The sequence below is a fragment of the Streptomyces sp. NPDC101160 genome, assembly GCF_044768205.1.
Classification (GTDB): domain Bacteria; phylum Actinomycetota; class Actinomycetes; order Streptomycetales; family Streptomycetaceae; genus Streptomyces.
In genome coordinates this window covers 341,943-357,702 of record NZ_JBIWPJ010000008.1, presented here as the reverse complement: position 1 = coordinate 357,702, position 15,760 = coordinate 341,943, and the positions used below count along the sequence as shown (strand labels likewise).

The following is a 15,760-nucleotide window of genomic DNA, read 5'->3' as shown; positions in this document are numbered from 1 at the left end:
TCCTCTATCGCTGTACGGTCCCGGGCGTGGGCACCACCACGGTGGCCTTCGGCCGGGACCGCGACACCGCCACGCCCGCCAGGCACAGCGCCCCGCCGCCCAGCGTGAGCAGCCCCGGCAGCTCGCCGAGGAACAGCCAGGCCATCAGCACCACCAGGGCCGGCACGGCGTACGTCGTCGCGCCCATCCGCCCGGCGGTCGTCCGGGCCAGGGCGTAGGCCCAGGTGGTGAAGGCGAGCGCGGTCGGGAAGACGCCGAGGTAGACCATGTTCAGGGTCGCCGACAGCGGGGCCCGGCCCACCTCCTCGACCAGCCGCCCGGCGAACGGCAGACAGGCCACCGCGCCGACCAGGCACCCGAACGTCGTCACCTGCAGCGCGCTGCCGTGCGCGAGCGCCGGCTTCTGGGCGACGACCCCGCCCGCGTACGCGATCGCGGCGAGCAGACAGAGGACCACGCCGAGCACTGAGGCGTGGCCCTCGCCGGACATCGACAGTCCGACCGCGACGGCGCCCGCGAACGAGACCGCCATCCCGGCGAGCAGCCGGGGCGGCAGGGCCTCGCCCAGCACCTTCGCGCCGAGCAGCGCGATCAGGATCGGGCCGATGTTGACGACCATCGCGGCCGTCCCGGCGTCGACCTCCTGCTCACCCCAGTTCAGCACCACCATGTAGGCGCCGAACCAGAGCAGTCCGGACAGCACGATCCCGCGCCAGGCGGCGCGCGGCGGCAGTCCCTCCCGCCGTATGACGAGGACGAGCCCGAGCACGAGCGCACCGGCGAGCAGCCGGCCGAGGGCGAGAGCGCCGGGGGAGTACGCGGCGCCGGCACTGCGGATGGCGACGAAGGCGGAGGCCCACAGGACGACGGTGACACCGGCGGCGGCGAGCGCGAGGCGGGAGGATCGGTTCGGCATGGGACGACCGTAGGGCGCGGACCGTTCGGCGGTCACCGCAATATCGCGCGGGGCGTTGCTCGGCGGTGGGTGGCTGAGCGCGGCATGCCGCCTGGGGCGGCGCCCGGCGGTCGGGGGCTCAGCGCAGCGCCGCCGCGCGGGGCGTGGCCCCGCTGTGTGCGGCTGAGCGCGGCACGCCGCCGCGGGCGGCGCCCGGCGGTCGGGGGCTCAGCGCAGCGCCGCCGCGCGGGGCGTGGGCCACAGCGCTGCCGCGCGGGCGGCGCCCGGCCGTGTGCCGCTCAGCGCAGCGCCGCCGGTGCGATGCCGAGCGCGGCCTCCAGCGCCCGCTCCCCGGCCGCGGTCACCTTCACCGCACGCTCGGACCCGATCCGTACGCACCAGCCGGCGTCCATCGCGTGCCGGCACAGCGCCGCGCCCGCGAGGCCCGCCAGGTGCGGCCTGCGCTCGGTCCAGTCCAGGCAGCCGCGCGCGACCGGCCGCCGGCCCCTGCCGCCGCCGCCGGCGCCGGTGACGAGGGGGATGCCCAGGTCCGCGAACCAGGCCAGGCCGCCGTCGGTGAGCGCGAACCCGGTGTCCTGGCGGAGCAGTCCGCGCTCGGTCATGGCCTCGGTGATGGCGATGCCCAGCCGGCCGGCGAGATGGTCGTAGCAGGTCCGCCCGCGCGCCATCGCCTGCCCGGCGCTCGCCGCCCGCAGGGTCCGCGGCGGCTCGGGCACGGCCGGCCGGGAGCGGGTGGCCAGGTCCTCGACGAGGTGCGCGATGCCGGGGTCGGCGAGGCGTACGTACCGGTGCCGGCCCTGCCGTTCCTCCGTGAGGACCCCGCCCGCGACCAGCTTGCCCAGGTGCTCGCTGGCGGTCGACGCGGCCACTCCGGCCTGCCGCGCCAGCTCCCCGGCCGTCCAGGCCCGGCCGTCGAGCAGGGCGAGCAGGAAGCCGGCGCGGGTCTCGTCGGCGAAGAGGGCGGCGAGGGCGGCGAGGTCTTTGGGTGCCATGGCCTCAGGATGCCGCAGTCACTCTTCGGCGGCGGCCGAAGTGTCGGCCGAGGCGGCGGCCGGGGCCTGGGTGCGCTGCCGGTTCCAGTTCCACAGCCGGGACCAGCGGTCGTCGTGCTCCAACTCCGCCGTGTACGGCCCGACCCGCTCGTACGCGTCGGCGGTGCGCGGGTCGTCGCGCCGCAGCAGACCGTAGGCGGCGGCGACCCGTACGAGTTGCTTCTCCTCGCCGGTCAGCGCCGCGAGCGCGTCGGCGACCTCCGGCGCCCGGTCGTCGGAGTCCGCCAGACCCACTGCCGCCCCCCAGCGCACCGCCGCGTCGGGATCGCGGGCCAGGGCGAGCAGCGCCGCCCGGCCGGCGGCGGAACCGTCGTGCGACCGGCCGAGGACGCCGCACGCGCCACGGCGCACTTCCGCGTCCTCGTCCCGCGACAGGACGAGGAGCGCGGCCCGGCCGGCCGGTTCCAGCGGACCCGCCTCCAGGCAGTCCGGCACAGCCGCGCGGACCGCCGGGTGCGGGTGGTCCGCGTACCGCAGCCCGGTCGCCGCCATGTCCGGGTGCTCGTGCTCGCCCGCCCACGCGCGCAGGACGTCCGCGAGGACCTGCCCGTCCGTCTCCTCCGTCGCCCAGGCCGCGAAGAGGGCGTTCGTCTCCTTGTCGTACGCGTGCATACCGCTGCCCCGGAGCAGCGTCGTGCAGCGCAGGACGTCCGCGGCGAACCGCCGGTGCGCGGGGTCCGGGTGGTACCGCAGGGCGGCCACCGCGGACCAGGTCTCCCTGCTGCGCCGCTGCGCGCCGAGCACGAACACGGCGAGCCACCAGTCCACGTGCTCGGGGTCCGCGTGCGCCGCGCCCCGGGCCGCAAGGTCCGCCACCGGCGTCAGGATCCGCAGCGCCCATTCCAGCTCGGTCAGGATCGCCCCGTGGCCGTCCCGTACCGTGCGCCCGTCCAGGGTGAGTTCGTCGGTGTACCCCGACTCGCCGTCCGGCACCCGGACCCGCCCGCCCGGCGCCGCCCGGCACTTCTCGTACCAGCTCCGCGCGGTGGCCAGCGCCCGGTCCGCGGCGGGCCCGCGCAGCCGCAGGCCCGGGTCGCGGCCCTCGACCGCCGAGAAGACCGCGTACGAGCCGCCCTCGATCGCCCGCAGCAGCGGCGTCGTGCCGTCCGGCAGCTCCCGGTCCTGGTCGGCGCCCGCGCCGACCAGCGCTCCGGCGACCGGCGCGTCGTACGCCTCGACCGCCAGGCACAGCACCGGCAGCCCGTTGTCCGTCGGCGTGTTCGGATCGGCGCCGTTGTCGAGCAGCCGCCGCACCCCGTCCGCGTCCCCCGCCCGTACCGCCGCTACGAGCTCTGCCCCGAGCTCGGCTCCGTGTCCGGCCCCGAGCTCCGCTCCGCGCCCTGTCGTGTCCCCCACTCGTCCCGCACCCCCGTGTCGTACTGCGTCTGCAAGCCGTCGAGCAGCGCCCGCAGCCCCGTCGTGAACGCCCCCTCGTCGACCTTCTCGCGCCGCTGCGCGAGCAGGTGGGCCTGGCCCAGGTGAGGGTAGTCCGCCGGGTCGTACGCGGTCTCGTCGTCGACGAAACCGCGGGCGAAGGAGCCGAGCGCGGAACCGGTGACGAAGTAGCGCATGAGCGCGCCGATGTACGTGGCCTGGGCCGGCGGCCAGCCCGCGCGGACCATCGCGCCGAAGACGGCGTCGGCGACCTTCAGACCGGCCGGACGGCGCCCGGGACCCTGGGCGAGCAGCGGGACCAGGTGCGGGTGGTCGGCGAGCGCGGCGCGGTAGGAGACCGCCCAGTCGTGCAGGGCCGTGCGCCAGTCCCGCGGGTCCTCCGCCGCGAACATCGACAGGTCGACCTTGGCGCTCACCGCGTCCGCGACGGCGTCCAGGATCTCGTCCTTGGTGCGGAAGTGGTTGTAGAGCGAGGGCCCGCTGACCCCGAGCTCGGCCGCGAGGCGCCGGGTGGAGAGGGCGGCGAGCCCCTCGGCGTCCACGAGCGCGCCGGCCGTCTCGACGATCAGGTCACGGCTGAGGAGGGGCTTGCGCGGTCGGGCCATGGCGCACATAGTAGGCGTGAGCCATAAAACTAGCAGTGGTAATTAACTGGCCGACGGCAAGGCGGAGGGCGGCGCGATGAACCTGGAGCTCAGTGCGGAGCAGGAGGCGGTCCGGAGACTCGCCGAGGACTTCGTCGCCCGCGAGATCACCCCGCACGTCGTCGAGTGGGACCGCGCCGAGAACGTCGACCGGTCCATCGTGAAGAAGCTCGGCGCCGTCGGCTTCCTGGGCCTCACCGTTCCGGAGGAGTACGGCGGCTCGGGCGGCGACCACCTCTCGTACTGCCTCGTCACCGAGGAGCTCGGCCGTGGCGACTCCTCGGTCCGCGGCATCGTCTCCGTCTCCCTCGGCCTGGTCACCAAGACCATCGCCGCATGGGGCAGCGAGGAGCAGAAGCGGGAGTGGCTGCCCCGGCTCACCGCCGGCGACGCCCTCGGCTGCTTCGGCCTCACCGAGCCGGGCACCGGCTCCGACGCCGGGAACCTCGCCACCCGGGCGGTCCACGACCCGGCCACCGGCACGTACGTCGTCAACGGCGGCAAGATGTTCATCACCAACGGCACCTGGGCCGACGTGGTGCTGCTCTTCGCCCGCACCAACGACACCCCCGGCCACAAGGGCGTCTCCGCCTTCCTCGTCCCCACCGACACCCCCGGCCTCACCCGTCGCACCATCCACGGCAAGCTCGGCCTGCGCGGCCAGGCCACCGCCGAACTGGTCCTCCAGGACGTCCGCGTCCCCGAGAGCGCCATGCTCGGCCCCGAGGGCAAGGGCTTCGCCGTCGCCATGTCCGCACTCGCCAAGGGCCGCATGTCGGTCGCCGCCGGCTGCGTCGGCATCGCCCAGGCCGCCCTCGACGCGGCGGTGCGGTACGCCGGGGAGCGCGAGCAGTTCGGCAAGCCCATCGCCTCGTACCAACTGGTCCAGGAGCTGATCAGTGACATCGCGGTCGACGTGGACGCGGCCCGGCTGCTCACCTGGCGGGTCGCCGATCTGGTCGACCGCGGCGAGGAGTTCGCCACCGCCGCGTCGAAGGCGAAGCTGTACGCCTCCGAGGCCGCCGTCCGCGCCGCCAACAACGCCCTCCAGGTCTTCGGCGGCTACGGCTACATCGACGAGTACCCGGTCGGCAAGCTGTTGCGGGACGCCCGCGTGATGACCCTCTACGAGGGCACCAGCCAGATCCAGAAGCTCATCATCGGCCGGGCCCTGACGGGCGTGTCGGCATTCTGAGCGGCCGGCGGCCGGCGGCCGCGGACCCGGGCGAACCCTAAGCGCTTGCTCACCTTCGTTGTATGGTGTTCGTCCTTGGACAGCCCGAGAAGGAGTGTGCGATGAGCGCGGCGGAGGAGACGCCCGGCGGCGAGCCGGACATGCCCTGGGGCGAGGTCACGCCCGAGGCCGCCCGGCGCCTGCTGGTCGCGGCCGTCGAGGCGTTCGCCGAGCGCGGTTACCACGCCACCACGACCCGGGACATCGCGGGCCGGGCCGGGATGAGCCCGGCCGCGCTCTACATCCACTACAAGACCAAGGAAGAGCTGCTCCACCGGATCAGCCGGATCGGCCACGACAAGGCCCTGGAGATCCTGCGGGAGGCCGCCGACGCCCCGGGCACCGCCGCCGAGCGGCTCGCCGACGCCGTACGGTCCTTCGTCCGCTGGCACGCCGAGCGGCACACCACCGCCCGGGTCGTGCAGTACGAGCTCGACGCCCTCGGCCCCGAGCACCGCGCCGAGATCGTGGCGCTGCGCCGCGAGTCGGACGCCACCGTGCGGCGGATCATCGACGAGGGCGTGGCGAGCGGGGAGTTCGACGTCCCGGACGTGGCCGGCACCACCGTCGCCGTGCTCTCGCTCTGCATCGACGTCTCGCGCTGGTTCAACACCCAGGGCCGGCGCACCGCCGACGAGGTCGGCGCGCTCTACGCCGACCTCGTGCTGCGGATGGTGGGCGCTCAGAAGTAGTAGCGGGAGACCGACTCCGCGACGCACACCGGCTTGTCGCCGCCCTCGCGCTCCACGGTCACCGTCGCCGTCACCTGCACCCCGCCGCCGGCCTCCGTCACCTCGGTGAGCACGGCGGTGGCGCGCAGCCGCGAGCCGACCGGCACCGGGGCGGGGAAACGGACCTTGTTGGTGCCGTAGTTGAGACCCATCTTCATGCCCTCGACGCGCATGATCTGCGGCACCAGGGTGGGCAGGAGCGACAGGGTCAGATAGCCGTGGGCGATGGTCTTGCCGAACGGGCCGCTCGCGGCGCGCTCCGGGTCGACGTGGATCCACTGGTGGTCGCCGGTGGCGTCGGCGAACTGGTCGATCCGCTTCTGTTCGATCTCCAGCCAGTCGCTGTGGCCCAGTTGCTCGCCGACCCCGGCGCGCAGTTCCTCGGCGGAGGTGAAGATCCTCGGCTCGGCCATGTTCCGCTCCCTCTCACTCACGTATGTGTCTAAGCGACTGCTTAGCATGTTGTGGGTGCGGGTGCGCTCCTGTCAACGGACAGAACACCCCCTAGGCTCGGACGAGTGCACCGGATACCCGAGAAGATCCACGAACTGACCGTCGGCCAGCTGTCCGCGCGCAGCGGAGCCGCCGTCTCGGCACTGCACTTCTACGAGGCCAAGGGGCTGATCAGCAGCCGCCGCACCAGCGGCAACCAGCGCCGCTACAGCCGCGACACGCTCCGCCGGGTCGCCTTCGTCCGGGCCGCCCAGCGCGTCGGCATCCCGCTCGCCACCGTCCGCGAGGCACTCGCCCGACTGCCCGAGGAACGCACCCCGACCCGCGAGGACTGGGCGCGGCTCTCCGAGGCGTGGCGGGCCGAGCTGGACGAGCGGATCAGGCAGCTCGACCGGCTGCGCGACCATCTGACCGACTGCATCGGCTGCGGCTGCCTCTCCCTGGAGAGCTGCGTCCTCTCCAACCCCGACGACGTCTTCGGCGAACGGATCACCGGCTCGCGGCTGCTGCCGTCGCGCAAGGAGCCCAAGGAGCCCAAGGAGGGATAGCGAGCGGGGCCCGCCACCCCCGTGGACGGGCCCCGCTCGGTCCATGCGGCCGGTCGGCCGGCGTCACTCGTACTCGGTTCCGCCCTTACGGGTCAGATACGCCGGGCTGACCGCCTTCGCGATCGCCCGCCCGCCGACGACCGGGCTGTACCGCTCGGTCACCGGACGGATCACGACCCCCTCGCGCAGATGCAGCTCACGCCCGGAGACCGTCTCCCGGCCGCTCGCCAGCGCCAGGACGGTGTCCAGGTCGTACGGGCCGGTGTACAGGCGCGGTACGAGCGGCAGTTCGCCCGGCTCCAGGACCTCGGCCGGGTCCAGCCAGCGCACCTGCCCGTCGATCTCGGCGGCCACGTCGAAGACCGCGTACCCGACCTGGCCCTCGGCCCGGGCGTTCGCCCCGTACGGCAGGTCCTGCACCCCGTCCCCGTACACCTCTCCGAAGAGGCCGACGCGCGTCGCGCCGAGACGCTCGGCGAGCCGGGCGGCGACGGCGGTCAGACCGTGGTCGCGGACGGCACGCCAGTACAGGTTGCGCGGATCCTCCGTGAGGGCCAGACCCTTGGCGCCGAAGCCCTTCGACGAGACGACCGTCCGCCGCTCCCCGGCGAGGTACGTCACGAGGCAGGCCGTGCCGTGCAGCTTCTCGGTCAGGACGACCGGCTCGCCGGGCGCGAAGACGTCCGGGAAACGGTGCAGGTTCTCGATCTCCACCCACGGCAGCAGGTCGGGCGCCGCCGCCACGTCCCCACTCATCGTCGGCGGGACCGGCGGCGCCCACTTGCCGATGCCGAGCAGCTCCGCGAAGTCCGTCCCGTCCTGCGCCGCCTGCTTCAGGTCCACTCCGTCGAGCGCCCGCGGCCGGCACACGAGTCCCTGCGACAACTCCCCGCGCAGCCGCACCGCCTTGACCCGGTCGCCCGCCTTCCCGGCCAGCCGCCCGGTCAGCCCCAGCTCGTCGACGAGCGCGGCGGGCAGCACGGCCTGCTCCGGGATGTAGATCGCCACGTCACCGGTCCGGTACCGCCCCTTCGCGACGACCGCCCGGTAGAGGCCGACCTGCGCCAGTTCGAGCGCGTCGGCGTTGGGGTGGTCGTGGACGGTCAGGGTCTCGGCGGTGACGCGCAGCGTCGACATCTTCAGCGCTCCGGATGCTCGGTGGGTTTCGGTGACGTGGTCATCGCCGCCCACTCTGCCGGGCGTGCCCGCCGCCCCGCGACCGGATTTCCCGGCCGCCGCCCTCGCTGAATCCTCGCCGAACCCCGGGCCCGCCGCCCCCCCCGTTGAGACGGGCCGTCGGCGTCACGCCGCCGAGGCGAGCCTCGGCGCACCCTCATCCCGCGTCCGGGACAGCGCCCGGGGCGTCAGCACCGCCCGCGGTAGCAGCACCCCGCACTCCGCGCACACCGGCCCGAACCACGGCTCGTCCCGCAGCCCGGACCGCCACTCGATCCGCTGACCCGCACACACCGGACAGCCTTCGCCCGGCCCCCGCTTCAGCGCGGCCACCAGGCGCCCCACCACCTCCGGCAGCGGCGCCGACGGATGGTGCCGTGGATCGTCGCACCGGGCCACCCCGTTGCCGCCCCAGATCCGCCGGTGCCACTCGTCAAGGGCCCCCGGCCTGCGCAGCCCCCCGTGTTTCTCCCGCCTGCGCCGCTCCGCGAACTCCCGCTCGTACGCGAGCCACACCGCCCGCGCCTCCTCCAGCTCATCCAGCGCGGCCACCAGCCGCCCCGGATCCACCTCCCGGTCCTCCGGCCCGAACCCGTGCCGCCGGCACAGATGGTCCCAGGTCGCCCGATGACCGTAGGGCGCGAACCGCTCCAGGCACTTGCGCAGCGAATAGCGTCTGAGCGCCGTGTCGCTGCCTGGATCGCGCACCTGTCTCGCGAGACTCCGGAACCCGGCCATCGGACGCCACCTCCGTCGCTTGTCCTTCGGCGATATGAGATGGACGAACGAGCCGCGCTTCGTGTTCCATCGAAACGCACCCTTCGTGCGTCCGGCCGCATCGCCGCAGGTGGACGCCGCGGGCGCAGACGGGCGCGAGGGGCGCAGACGGCGGGGGCCGCGCGCCCTCAGCCGAAGCGGCCCGCCCGCGCCACCACGGCCGCCAACTGCTCGTGGCAGATGTCGCTGTGCTCCGACACCACCTCCGCCGCGTCCACGCTCACACAGCCCGAGCCGGGCAGTCCGTCGCGCAGGGCCGAGGCCAGGCTGCGGACGGAGCTGCCCGGGACGGCCTGGATGCCGTCGAATCCGACGGCCTGCCAGCGCGGGTCGTCCTCGCCGAGGAGCGACTCGTCGTCGCGGGAGACGCGGGAGGCGAGCGGGTAGAAGACGCGCAGGGCGGTGTCGTGGCGGGAGTGGCAGGCGACGACGGGGCCGTCGACACGGGACTGGGCGCCCGGCAGGGACCCGGGACGGTCGGGCGAGTGCGGAAGACGGGTGGCGAACGCGTAGTGCGAGAAGGCGCCCTGGAGGAGCGTCACCGACTTCACGGTCCGGGTGCCGGCGGGGAGCGCGGGCAGCGCGTGGGCGACGAGCCGGGCGCCGAAGCTGTGGCCGACCAGATGGACCCGCAACGCCGGGGCCAGGTGGCCGAGTTCGCCGAGCAGGGGGCCGAGGCCGCGCTCGCCGACGACGCCCGCGCGGTGCTTCATCGTGAAGTACGTGGCCTGCCGCAGCGCCTCCTTCGCGCCCTTCCACAGCCGCTTCAGCGGATCGCCGCCGAACAGCGACTCCGCGCCGGCCGCGCCGGCCGCCTCGTCGAGGGCGTCCGCGAACATCCCGTACACCCGGCGCGGGTCCGAGGCCAGGAACCCCGGCATCTCGGTCGCGCCCGCGTCCCCGGCCACGCCCGCCAACGCCCGCAGCAGGTCCGCGAACTCGTCGAACGCCGCCTCGTCGGCCGGTTCGGTCTCGGCGAGCACCGCGAGCCGGGCCACCACCGGCGCGCGGTCCGGGACCGCCGCGGCCAGCGCCGGGTAGTCGGGGACCGGCTCGTCGCTGAACATCATCGACGGCCATATCAGCCCCGCGTACCCGAGCCGCGCCGCTGGCCCCGCCACCCGCGGGAACGGCGCGAAGAAGCGGTCGAAGAGCCCGGTCGCGACGGACGGCGAGCTGTTCCAGCCGTGCGTGAAGACCACCAGGTCCGTGCACCCCTGCCGGGCGAGCGCCGCGAGCGCGGCCGCCTGGCCCGCCGGGCCGTCGCCGTCCTTGTCGAAGACGATCTCGCGGTACGGCTCGACACTCGTCACCGTCATGGCCCGTCCCTCCGCCTGCGCCGGGAGATGCGGGTGGATTCTTCCCGCGCGGAGGAACGGGCAGTCGTCGCGCCGCGGCTCAGTGCCGCAGGTGCGCCGGTGATATCTCCGGGAAGTGCACGATCGCGTCGAACGCCGTGCCGAGCCGCACGTCCGCCACATCGCCCGGCCAGGGATACGTGGTGCCTATCGCCCGCGTCGGCCGCGCCACGTCCAGCCACTTCCGCGCCGCCGGTACGGCCGTGCGCAGGTCGAGCAGGAACGGCCGGTCCGCGAACCGGTCCGCGACCCGGTCCAGGGCATGGGCGTTGCTGTCCGGGCCGAGCGGTCCGACGGTGAAGACCCGCACCGGCTCCCCGGCTTCCCGCGAGTCGTGCGCGTTGAACGAGCCGCGTCCGAAGGAGGCTCCGATCGTCACGTACTCCTTGCCGAGCGCGTCGCGCAGGAAGGCGCCCTGGGTCCGCGGGTACAACTCCGGCTTGGTCGTCTCGTATCCGACGTGCCCGTTGTGCGCGGACAGCACCATCCGGTCGCCGGTCTGCCGCTGCCACCACACGGTGTTCTCGGCCATGATCCGGTCGCGGTAGAGCATCGCCCCGGCCAGCCCCTGCTGGGTGCCGATGTCGTACGCGTACTCGGTGCCGACCTGGGCGACGGCCCGGGCGTGCTGCACCGCCCAGGCGTACGCCTCGCGCGCCTTGCGGTCCTTGCCGGCCGGCTTCTGCTGTTCGAGCAGGGCCAGGGCCTCGTTCACCTCGGCCGCCCGCGCCCTGCGCTCGGCGAGCGGCCTGCCCAGGTGCTCGCTGATCCAGGCGCCGACGTCGTCACCGCTCGGCCGCGAGGACGCGTACAGCTCCCGGAAGCGGGGCAGCAGCTCCGGCCGGTTCCGGCCGACGTAGTCGGTGACCCGGTCGAAGAGGTTCGGGCCCGCGTAGCCGAGGTCGTTGCCCATGAAGCGGACCGGGTGGCCGGGATGGCGCAGGTTGTACTGCCGCATCCAGGTGAACAGGTCCAGGTACTCGTCCGTGTTCCAGAAGGCGTACGACTCCTGGAACTCGTCCCGCATGATCTTGCGTATGTCGCCCTTGCCGTCGCGCACGTAGGCGTCGACCAGCAGGCCCGTGCTCCAGGGCGCCTCCAGGGCGAAGGTGGTGAACCCGCGCTTCTCCACCAGCTCCTCGAAGATGCGGTGCTTGGCGCGGAAGAACTCGCCGGAGCTGTGCGTGGCCTCGCCGACGCCGACCACCTTCGCCGAGCCGACGATCCGCTCCAGGGTGCGGAGGTCGGTCAGCGGGCGGGCGGTCGCGGCGAGGTCACGGGCCGGGTCGGGGGCCGGGGCGGAGCCGTCGCCGGGCACGGGCGTACGGGCCACGGCGGTGGCCGGGGCCAGCAGGCCCACGCACAGCGCGGCCAGCAGCGCCGCGACGGGGCGGCGGCGACGTCGTAAGCGGATGTCCATGCCCCCAGCCTCGCGCCGCCGGCCGGGCCGGACCATCGGGGATCCACCCGAGATCACCCGGGGGCTGTCCCCCCTGCGCCCCTAGGGCAGACCCCGAGCCGCCGGCCGGCCCGGCGAGACACCCCCTAGTGGTACAGCAGGTACTCCTTCCGCAGCGCCCGGAACGCCGCCAGGTCCGCCTCCCATGCCCCCACGACCTCGTCCACGCCCGCTCCCGCGTCGATCATGGTGCGCACCCGCGCCGACCCCGTCAGCTTGTCGATCCAGTTGTCCGGCCGCCACGCGAAGCCGCTCCACGCCCGCCGCGCGGTGACGAGCAGCGCGATGCCCGTCCGCACCGGGTCGAAGACCGCGCGGTCGTGCACCATCAGCTGCACCCCGCCCACCGTCTTCCCCTGGAACTTCGAGAAGGTCGGCGCGAAGTACGCCTCGCGCAGCCGCACCCCGGGCAGGGCGAGCGCGTTCGCCGCCTCCGCCCACCGGCCGTCGATCCCCTCCGCGCCGAGCAGTTCGAACGGGCGGGTGGTGCCGCGCCCCTCGGAGAGGTTGGTGCCCTCGAAGAGACAGGTGCCGGAGTAGACGAGCGCGGTGTCGGGCGTCGGCATGTTGGGGCTCGGCGGCACCCACGGCAGCCCGGTCGCGTCGAGGAAGTCGGCGCGCCGCCAGCCGGTCACCGTCACCGTCTCCAGCTCCACCGGTTTCGCGAGGAACTCCCCGTTGAAGAGCCGGGCCAGCTCCGCGACGGTCATCCCGTGCGCCTGCGCGATCGGCTCGCGGCCCACGAAGGTCGCGTACGCCCGGTCGAGCACCGGCCCGAGCGCGGCCCGCCCGGTCACCGGGTTCGGCCGGTCGAGGACCACGAAGCGCTTCCCGGCGAGCGCGGCCGCGGCCATGCAGTCGTACAGGGTCCAGATGTACGTGTAGAAGCGGGCGCCCACGTCCTGGATGTCGAAGACGACGGTGTCGACGCCGGCGGCCGTGAAGACGTCCGCGAGCGGCTGACCGCTCTTCAGATACGTGTCGTAGACGGGCAGTCCGGTCGCCGGGTCGTCGTAGCGCCCCTCCGAGCCGCCCGCCTGCGCGGTGCCCCGGAAGCCGTGCTCGGGGCCGAAGACGGCGACCAGGTCCACCCGCTCGTCGGCGTGCATCACGTCCACGAGGTGCCGGGCCTCGGGGGTGATGCCGGTCGGGTTGGTGACGACGCCGACGCGTTCGCCGGCGAGCAGCGCGTATCCGTCGGCGGCGAGCCGGTCGAAACCGGTACGGACCCGGTGGCCGCGGTCGCCGTCGACCGCCCGCCCCGGCGGCGCGTCGGCGACCGCGGGAGCGGCCGAAGCGGCCACCAGCGCGCCGCTCGCGGCCAGCAGCCCGCGTCTGGACAGGCCGGGCAGGTTCGACACACTCACGAGGAGACCTCCTTGATCGCCTTCCCTGACATGGCCACGCACGCTAGCGCCGACGCGGGCCGCGCGGAACGAGGCGTACCGGCCGACGTCTTCCCCGCTTCCATACCGACCGGTTAGTCTGCCCGGACTCGGATCGTCGCCGAGAGAGCCAACGGAGAGTGGGTCCCGATGAGTACGGTGCAGGGCGCGGGAGTCGTCGTCACGGGCGCGGGAGGCGGCATCGGCGCCGCCCTGGCCCGCCGCTTCGCGGCCGAGGGCGCCCGGGTCGTCGTCAACGACCTCGACCCCGGCCGCACCAAGGCCGTCGCCGAGGAGATCGGCGCCGTCGCCGTCCCCGGCGACGCCTCCGCCGTCGTCGACGAGGCCCGCGAGGCGCTCGGCGGCAGCGTGGACGTCTGGTGCGCCAACGCCGGACTCGCCTCGCCCGGCGACGCCTTCGCCGACGAGGCGGTGTGGGCCGCCGCCTGGGACGTCAACGTCATGGCCCACGTCCGGGCGGCCCGCGCGCTGCTGCCCGACTGGCTGGAGCGCGGCAGCGGCCGCTTCGTCTCCACCGTCTCGGCCGCCGGACTGCTCACCATGGTCGGCGCCGCCCCGTACAGCGTCTCCAAGCACGGCGCGTACGCCTTCGCCGAATGGCTCTCGCTCACCTACCGCCACCGCGGCCTCAAGGTCCACGCCATCTGCCCGCAGGGTGTCCGCACGGACATGCTCACGGCCGCCGGATCAGCCGGCGAACTCGTCCTCGCGCCCACCGCCATCGAGCCCGAGGACGTCGCCGACGCCCTCTTCGACGCCATGGCAGCCGACCGCTTCCTGGTCCTGCCGCACCCCGAGGTCGCCGACTACTACCGGGCCCGGGCCACCGACCCCGAGCGGTGGCTCGGCAACATGAACCACATCCAGCAGAAGTGGGAAGAAGGGACGCGCGCATGACCCGAGAGGGAATCAGCGGTACGGAGCGCGGCACGGACGCCACGGGTTCGATCTACGCGGCCCAGCCGTGGCTCGGGCGGCTCACCGCCGCCCAGCGGGCGCCCATCGACCCGCCGCCGACCGTCCTGCACGCCTTCCGGGCCGCCGCCGCCCGCACCCCCGACCACCCGGCGCTCGCCTACTTCGACACCCGGATCTCCTACCGCGAGGCCGACGCCCTGTCCGACTCGGTCGCCGGACACCTCGCCGCCCGCGGCGTCGAGCGCGGCGACCGGGTCGCGGTCATGCTGCAGAACAGCCCGCACTTCGTGCTCGCCCTGCTCGGCGCCTGGAAGGCGGGCGCGGTCGTCGTCCCGCTCAACCCCATGTACAAGTCGGCCGAGGTCGGCCACGCGCTGCGCGACTCCGGCGCCCGGGCCGTCATCTGCTCCGACCGCGCCTGGGCCGGGCACGTCCGCGCCGCCGCCACCGAGGCCGGCGTCCCGGTCGCGCTCACCGCCGACGAGCGCGGGCTCCAGACCCGCGACGACCCGCGCGTCCTCGGCTTCGAGCCCGTCGCGACCGACGTCGACGACCTCCTCGCCGTCGCCCGCGCCGGACACCCGGCCCCCGCCGGCCGCGAGCTCGCCACCGACGACATCGCGCTGATCAGCTACACCTCCGGCACCAGCGGCACCCCCAAGGGCGCCCTCAACCTCCACCGCGGCATCGTCCACAACGCCGAACGCCAGCGCACCGGCCACCCCGTGCCGCCCGGCGCCGGCTACTTCGTCCTCGCCCCGCTCTTCCACATCACCGGACTCGTCTGCGAACTGGGCGTCTGCTTCGCCAACGGCGGCACCCTCGTGCTCGCCTACCGCTTCGAGCCCGGAGTCGTCCTCGACGCCTTCCTGGAGCACCGGCCCGCCTACACCGTCGGCCCCTCCACCGCCTACATGGCGCTCGCCGCCCACCCCGCCGCCACACCCGACCACTTCGCCTCCTTCCTGGTGATGTCGTCCGGCGGCGCGCCCGTGCCGCCCGCGCTCGTCGAGAGGTTCCGCGCCGGCTTCGGCCCGTACCTGCGCAACGGCTACGGCCTCACCGAGTGCACCGCGCCCTGCGCCTCCGTACCGCCCGAGCACGAGGCACCCGTCGACCCGGTCTCCGGCACCCTCTCCGTCGGCGTGCCGGGGCCCGACACCGTCGTCCGGATCCTCGACGACACCGGCGCCGAGGTCCCGTTCGGCACGCACGGCGAGATCGCCGTCCGCGGCCCGCAGGTCGTCCCCGGCTACTGGCGGCTGCCCGAGGCCACGGCCGCCGCCTTCCCCGACGGGGAGCTGCGCACCGGCGACATCGGCTTCATGGACGAGGACGGCTGGCTGTACGTCGTCGACCGCAAGAAGGACATGATCAACGCGTCCGGCTTCAAGGTCTGGCCGCGCGAGGTCGAGGACGTCCTGTACACCCATCCCGCCGTCCGCGAGGCCGCCGTCGTCGGCGTCCCCGACGCCTACCGCGGCGAGACCGTTAGGGCGTACGTGAGCCTGCGTCCGGGCGCCGCGGCCGACCCCGCCGAGCTGTCCGCCTACTGCGAGCGGCGGCTCGCCGCGTACAAGTACCCGCGCGAGGTCGAGATCCTGCCGGAGCTGCCGAAGACGACAAGTGGGAAGATCCTCAGGCGGGAACTGCGTTCCCGGGAATGACCGAAAAGCATCACCGGCACGAAGGA

At 74.2% G+C, this 15,760-nt stretch carries 15 protein-coding genes; 5 read left to right on the top strand and 10 right to left on the bottom strand.

The features are described 5' to 3' along the window. Nucleotides 1-4 precede the first annotated feature (4 nt). From ACIRSU_RS27375 to ACIRSU_RS27360, 4 genes are all read right to left on the bottom strand, one after another. The gene (locus tag ACIRSU_RS27375) at nt 5-916 is read right to left on the bottom strand and encodes a DMT family transporter (RefSeq protein ID WP_403797264.1); all 912 of its coding nucleotides are present in this window, start codon (nt 914-916) and stop codon (nt 5-7) included. Between the two features lie 278 nt (nt 917-1,194). After that, the gene (locus ACIRSU_RS27370; RefSeq protein ID WP_403797262.1) at nt 1,195-1,908 is read right to left on the bottom strand and encodes an ArsR/SmtB family transcription factor; all 714 of its coding nucleotides are present in this window, start codon (nt 1,906-1,908) and stop codon (nt 1,195-1,197) included. A gap of 18 nt (nt 1,909-1,926) precedes the next feature. Further along, the gene (locus ACIRSU_RS27365) at nt 1,927-3,324 is read right to left on the bottom strand and encodes a HEAT repeat domain-containing protein (protein ID WP_403797259.1); all 1,398 of its coding nucleotides are present in this window, start codon (nt 3,322-3,324) and stop codon (nt 1,927-1,929) included. Beyond that, nucleotides 3,252-3,968, bottom strand: a complete 717-nt coding sequence (locus ACIRSU_RS27360; RefSeq protein WP_403797256.1) for a TetR/AcrR family transcriptional regulator — start codon at nt 3,966-3,968, stop codon at nt 3,252-3,254. Before ACIRSU_RS27360 ends, ACIRSU_RS27365 begins: the two co-directional genes overlap by 73 nt. A gap of 76 nt (nt 3,969-4,044) precedes the next feature. On the opposite strand from ACIRSU_RS27360, the gene ACIRSU_RS27355 reads away from it, so the two are divergent. Both ACIRSU_RS27355 and ACIRSU_RS27350 read left to right on the top strand, forming a co-directional pair. Beyond that, the gene (locus tag ACIRSU_RS27355) at nt 4,045-5,202 is read left to right on the top strand and encodes an acyl-CoA dehydrogenase family protein (RefSeq protein WP_403797253.1); all 1,158 of its coding nucleotides are present in this window, start codon (nt 4,045-4,047) and stop codon (nt 5,200-5,202) included. Between the two features lie 101 nt (nt 5,203-5,303). Continuing rightward, entirely contained in the window at nt 5,304-5,933 is a 630-nt protein-coding gene (locus ACIRSU_RS27350) for a TetR/AcrR family transcriptional regulator (protein WP_403797250.1), read from the top strand. Here the strand turns inward: ACIRSU_RS27350 and ACIRSU_RS27345 are convergent. Beyond that, nucleotides 5,924-6,385, bottom strand: coding sequence for a MaoC family dehydratase (locus ACIRSU_RS27345; RefSeq protein ID WP_403797248.1), 462 nt, complete (start codon nt 6,383-6,385; stop codon nt 5,924-5,926). The genes ACIRSU_RS27350 and ACIRSU_RS27345 overlap by 10 nt on opposite strands. Nucleotides 6,386-6,490: 105 nt before the next feature. Here ACIRSU_RS27345 and soxR point away from each other — a divergent pair, with 105 nt between their 5' ends. Next, nucleotides 6,491-6,973 (top strand): redox-sensitive transcriptional activator SoxR, encoded by a 483-nt coding sequence (gene soxR / locus ACIRSU_RS27340; protein WP_403797245.1) that lies wholly within the window; start codon nt 6,491-6,493, stop codon nt 6,971-6,973. Between the two features lie 63 nt (nt 6,974-7,036). Here soxR and ACIRSU_RS27335 read toward each other — a convergent pair whose 3' ends face one another. The 5 genes from ACIRSU_RS27335 to ACIRSU_RS27315 form a co-directional block, all read right to left on the bottom strand. Then, a complete protein-coding gene (locus ACIRSU_RS27335; RefSeq protein ID WP_403797242.1) occupies nt 7,037-8,110 on the bottom strand; it encodes an RNA ligase (ATP) in 1,074 nt (357 codons plus the stop codon). 165 nt (nt 8,111-8,275) lie between these two features. After that, nucleotides 8,276-8,887: a hypothetical protein gene (locus ACIRSU_RS27330; RefSeq protein ID WP_403797239.1), complete on the bottom strand. Its 612-nt coding sequence runs from the start codon at nt 8,885-8,887 to the stop codon at nt 8,276-8,278. 167 nt (nt 8,888-9,054) lie between these two features. Then, the gene (locus ACIRSU_RS27325; protein WP_403797236.1) at nt 9,055-10,245 is read right to left on the bottom strand and encodes a serine-threonine protein kinase; all 1,191 of its coding nucleotides are present in this window, start codon (nt 10,243-10,245) and stop codon (nt 9,055-9,057) included. A 79-nt stretch (nt 10,246-10,324) separates the two neighbouring features. Beyond that, entirely contained in the window at nt 10,325-11,704 is a 1,380-nt protein-coding gene (locus ACIRSU_RS27320) for an erythromycin esterase family protein (RefSeq protein ID WP_403797234.1), read from the bottom strand. Nucleotides 11,705-11,829: 125 nt separating this feature from the next. Next, nucleotides 11,830-13,110 (bottom strand): exo-beta-N-acetylmuramidase NamZ domain-containing protein, encoded by a 1,281-nt coding sequence (locus ACIRSU_RS27315; RefSeq protein ID WP_403797232.1) that lies wholly within the window; start codon nt 13,108-13,110, stop codon nt 11,830-11,832. 168 nt (nt 13,111-13,278) lie between these two features. On the opposite strand from ACIRSU_RS27315, the gene ACIRSU_RS27310 reads away from it, so the two are divergent. Together ACIRSU_RS27310 and ACIRSU_RS27305 are read left to right on the top strand one after the other, a co-directional pair. Further along, entirely contained in the window at nt 13,279-14,046 is a 768-nt protein-coding gene (locus ACIRSU_RS27310) for an SDR family oxidoreductase (RefSeq protein WP_403797229.1), read from the top strand. Next, nucleotides 14,043-15,734, top strand: a complete 1,692-nt coding sequence (locus ACIRSU_RS27305; RefSeq protein WP_403797226.1) for an AMP-binding protein — start codon at nt 14,043-14,045, stop codon at nt 15,732-15,734. The genes ACIRSU_RS27310 and ACIRSU_RS27305 overlap by 4 nt, the downstream gene beginning before the upstream one ends. The last annotated feature ends 26 nt before the right edge of the window (nt 15,735-15,760 follow it).

What these genes read in the sequence shown, in the direction of transcription:
- ACIRSU_RS27375 (WP_403797264.1), bottom strand. Translation starts at nt 916, where the DNA reads ATGCCGAACCGATCCTCCCGCCTCGCGCTCGCCGCCGCCGGTGTCACC.
- ACIRSU_RS27370 (WP_403797262.1), bottom strand. Translation starts at nt 1,908, where the DNA reads ATGGCACCCAAAGACCTCGCCGCCCTCGCCGCCCTCTTCGCCGACGAG.
- ACIRSU_RS27360 (WP_403797256.1), bottom strand. Translation starts at nt 3,968, where the DNA reads ATGGCCCGACCGCGCAAGCCCCTCCTCAGCCGTGACCTGATCGTCGAG.
- ACIRSU_RS27355 (WP_403797253.1), top strand. Translation starts at nt 4,045, where the DNA reads ATGAACCTGGAGCTCAGTGCGGAGCAGGAGGCGGTCCGGAGACTCGCC.
- ACIRSU_RS27350 (WP_403797250.1), top strand. Translation starts at nt 5,304, where the DNA reads ATGAGCGCGGCGGAGGAGACGCCCGGCGGCGAGCCGGACATGCCCTGG.
- ACIRSU_RS27345 (WP_403797248.1), bottom strand. Translation starts at nt 6,385, where the DNA reads ATGGCCGAGCCGAGGATCTTCACCTCCGCCGAGGAACTGCGCGCCGGG.
- ACIRSU_RS27335 (WP_403797242.1), bottom strand. Translation starts at nt 8,110, where the DNA reads ATGTCGACGCTGCGCGTCACCGCCGAGACCCTGACCGTCCACGACCAC.
- ACIRSU_RS27330 (WP_403797239.1), bottom strand. Translation starts at nt 8,887, where the DNA reads ATGGCCGGGTTCCGGAGTCTCGCGAGACAGGTGCGCGATCCAGGCAGC.
- ACIRSU_RS27325 (WP_403797236.1), bottom strand. Translation starts at nt 10,245, where the DNA reads ATGACGGTGACGAGTGTCGAGCCGTACCGCGAGATCGTCTTCGACAAG.
- ACIRSU_RS27320 (WP_403797234.1), bottom strand. Translation starts at nt 11,704, where the DNA reads ATGGACATCCGCTTACGACGTCGCCGCCGCCCCGTCGCGGCGCTGCTG.
- ACIRSU_RS27310 (WP_403797229.1), top strand. Translation starts at nt 13,279, where the DNA reads ATGAGTACGGTGCAGGGCGCGGGAGTCGTCGTCACGGGCGCGGGAGGC.
- ACIRSU_RS27305 (WP_403797226.1), top strand. Translation starts at nt 14,043, where the DNA reads ATGACCCGAGAGGGAATCAGCGGTACGGAGCGCGGCACGGACGCCACG.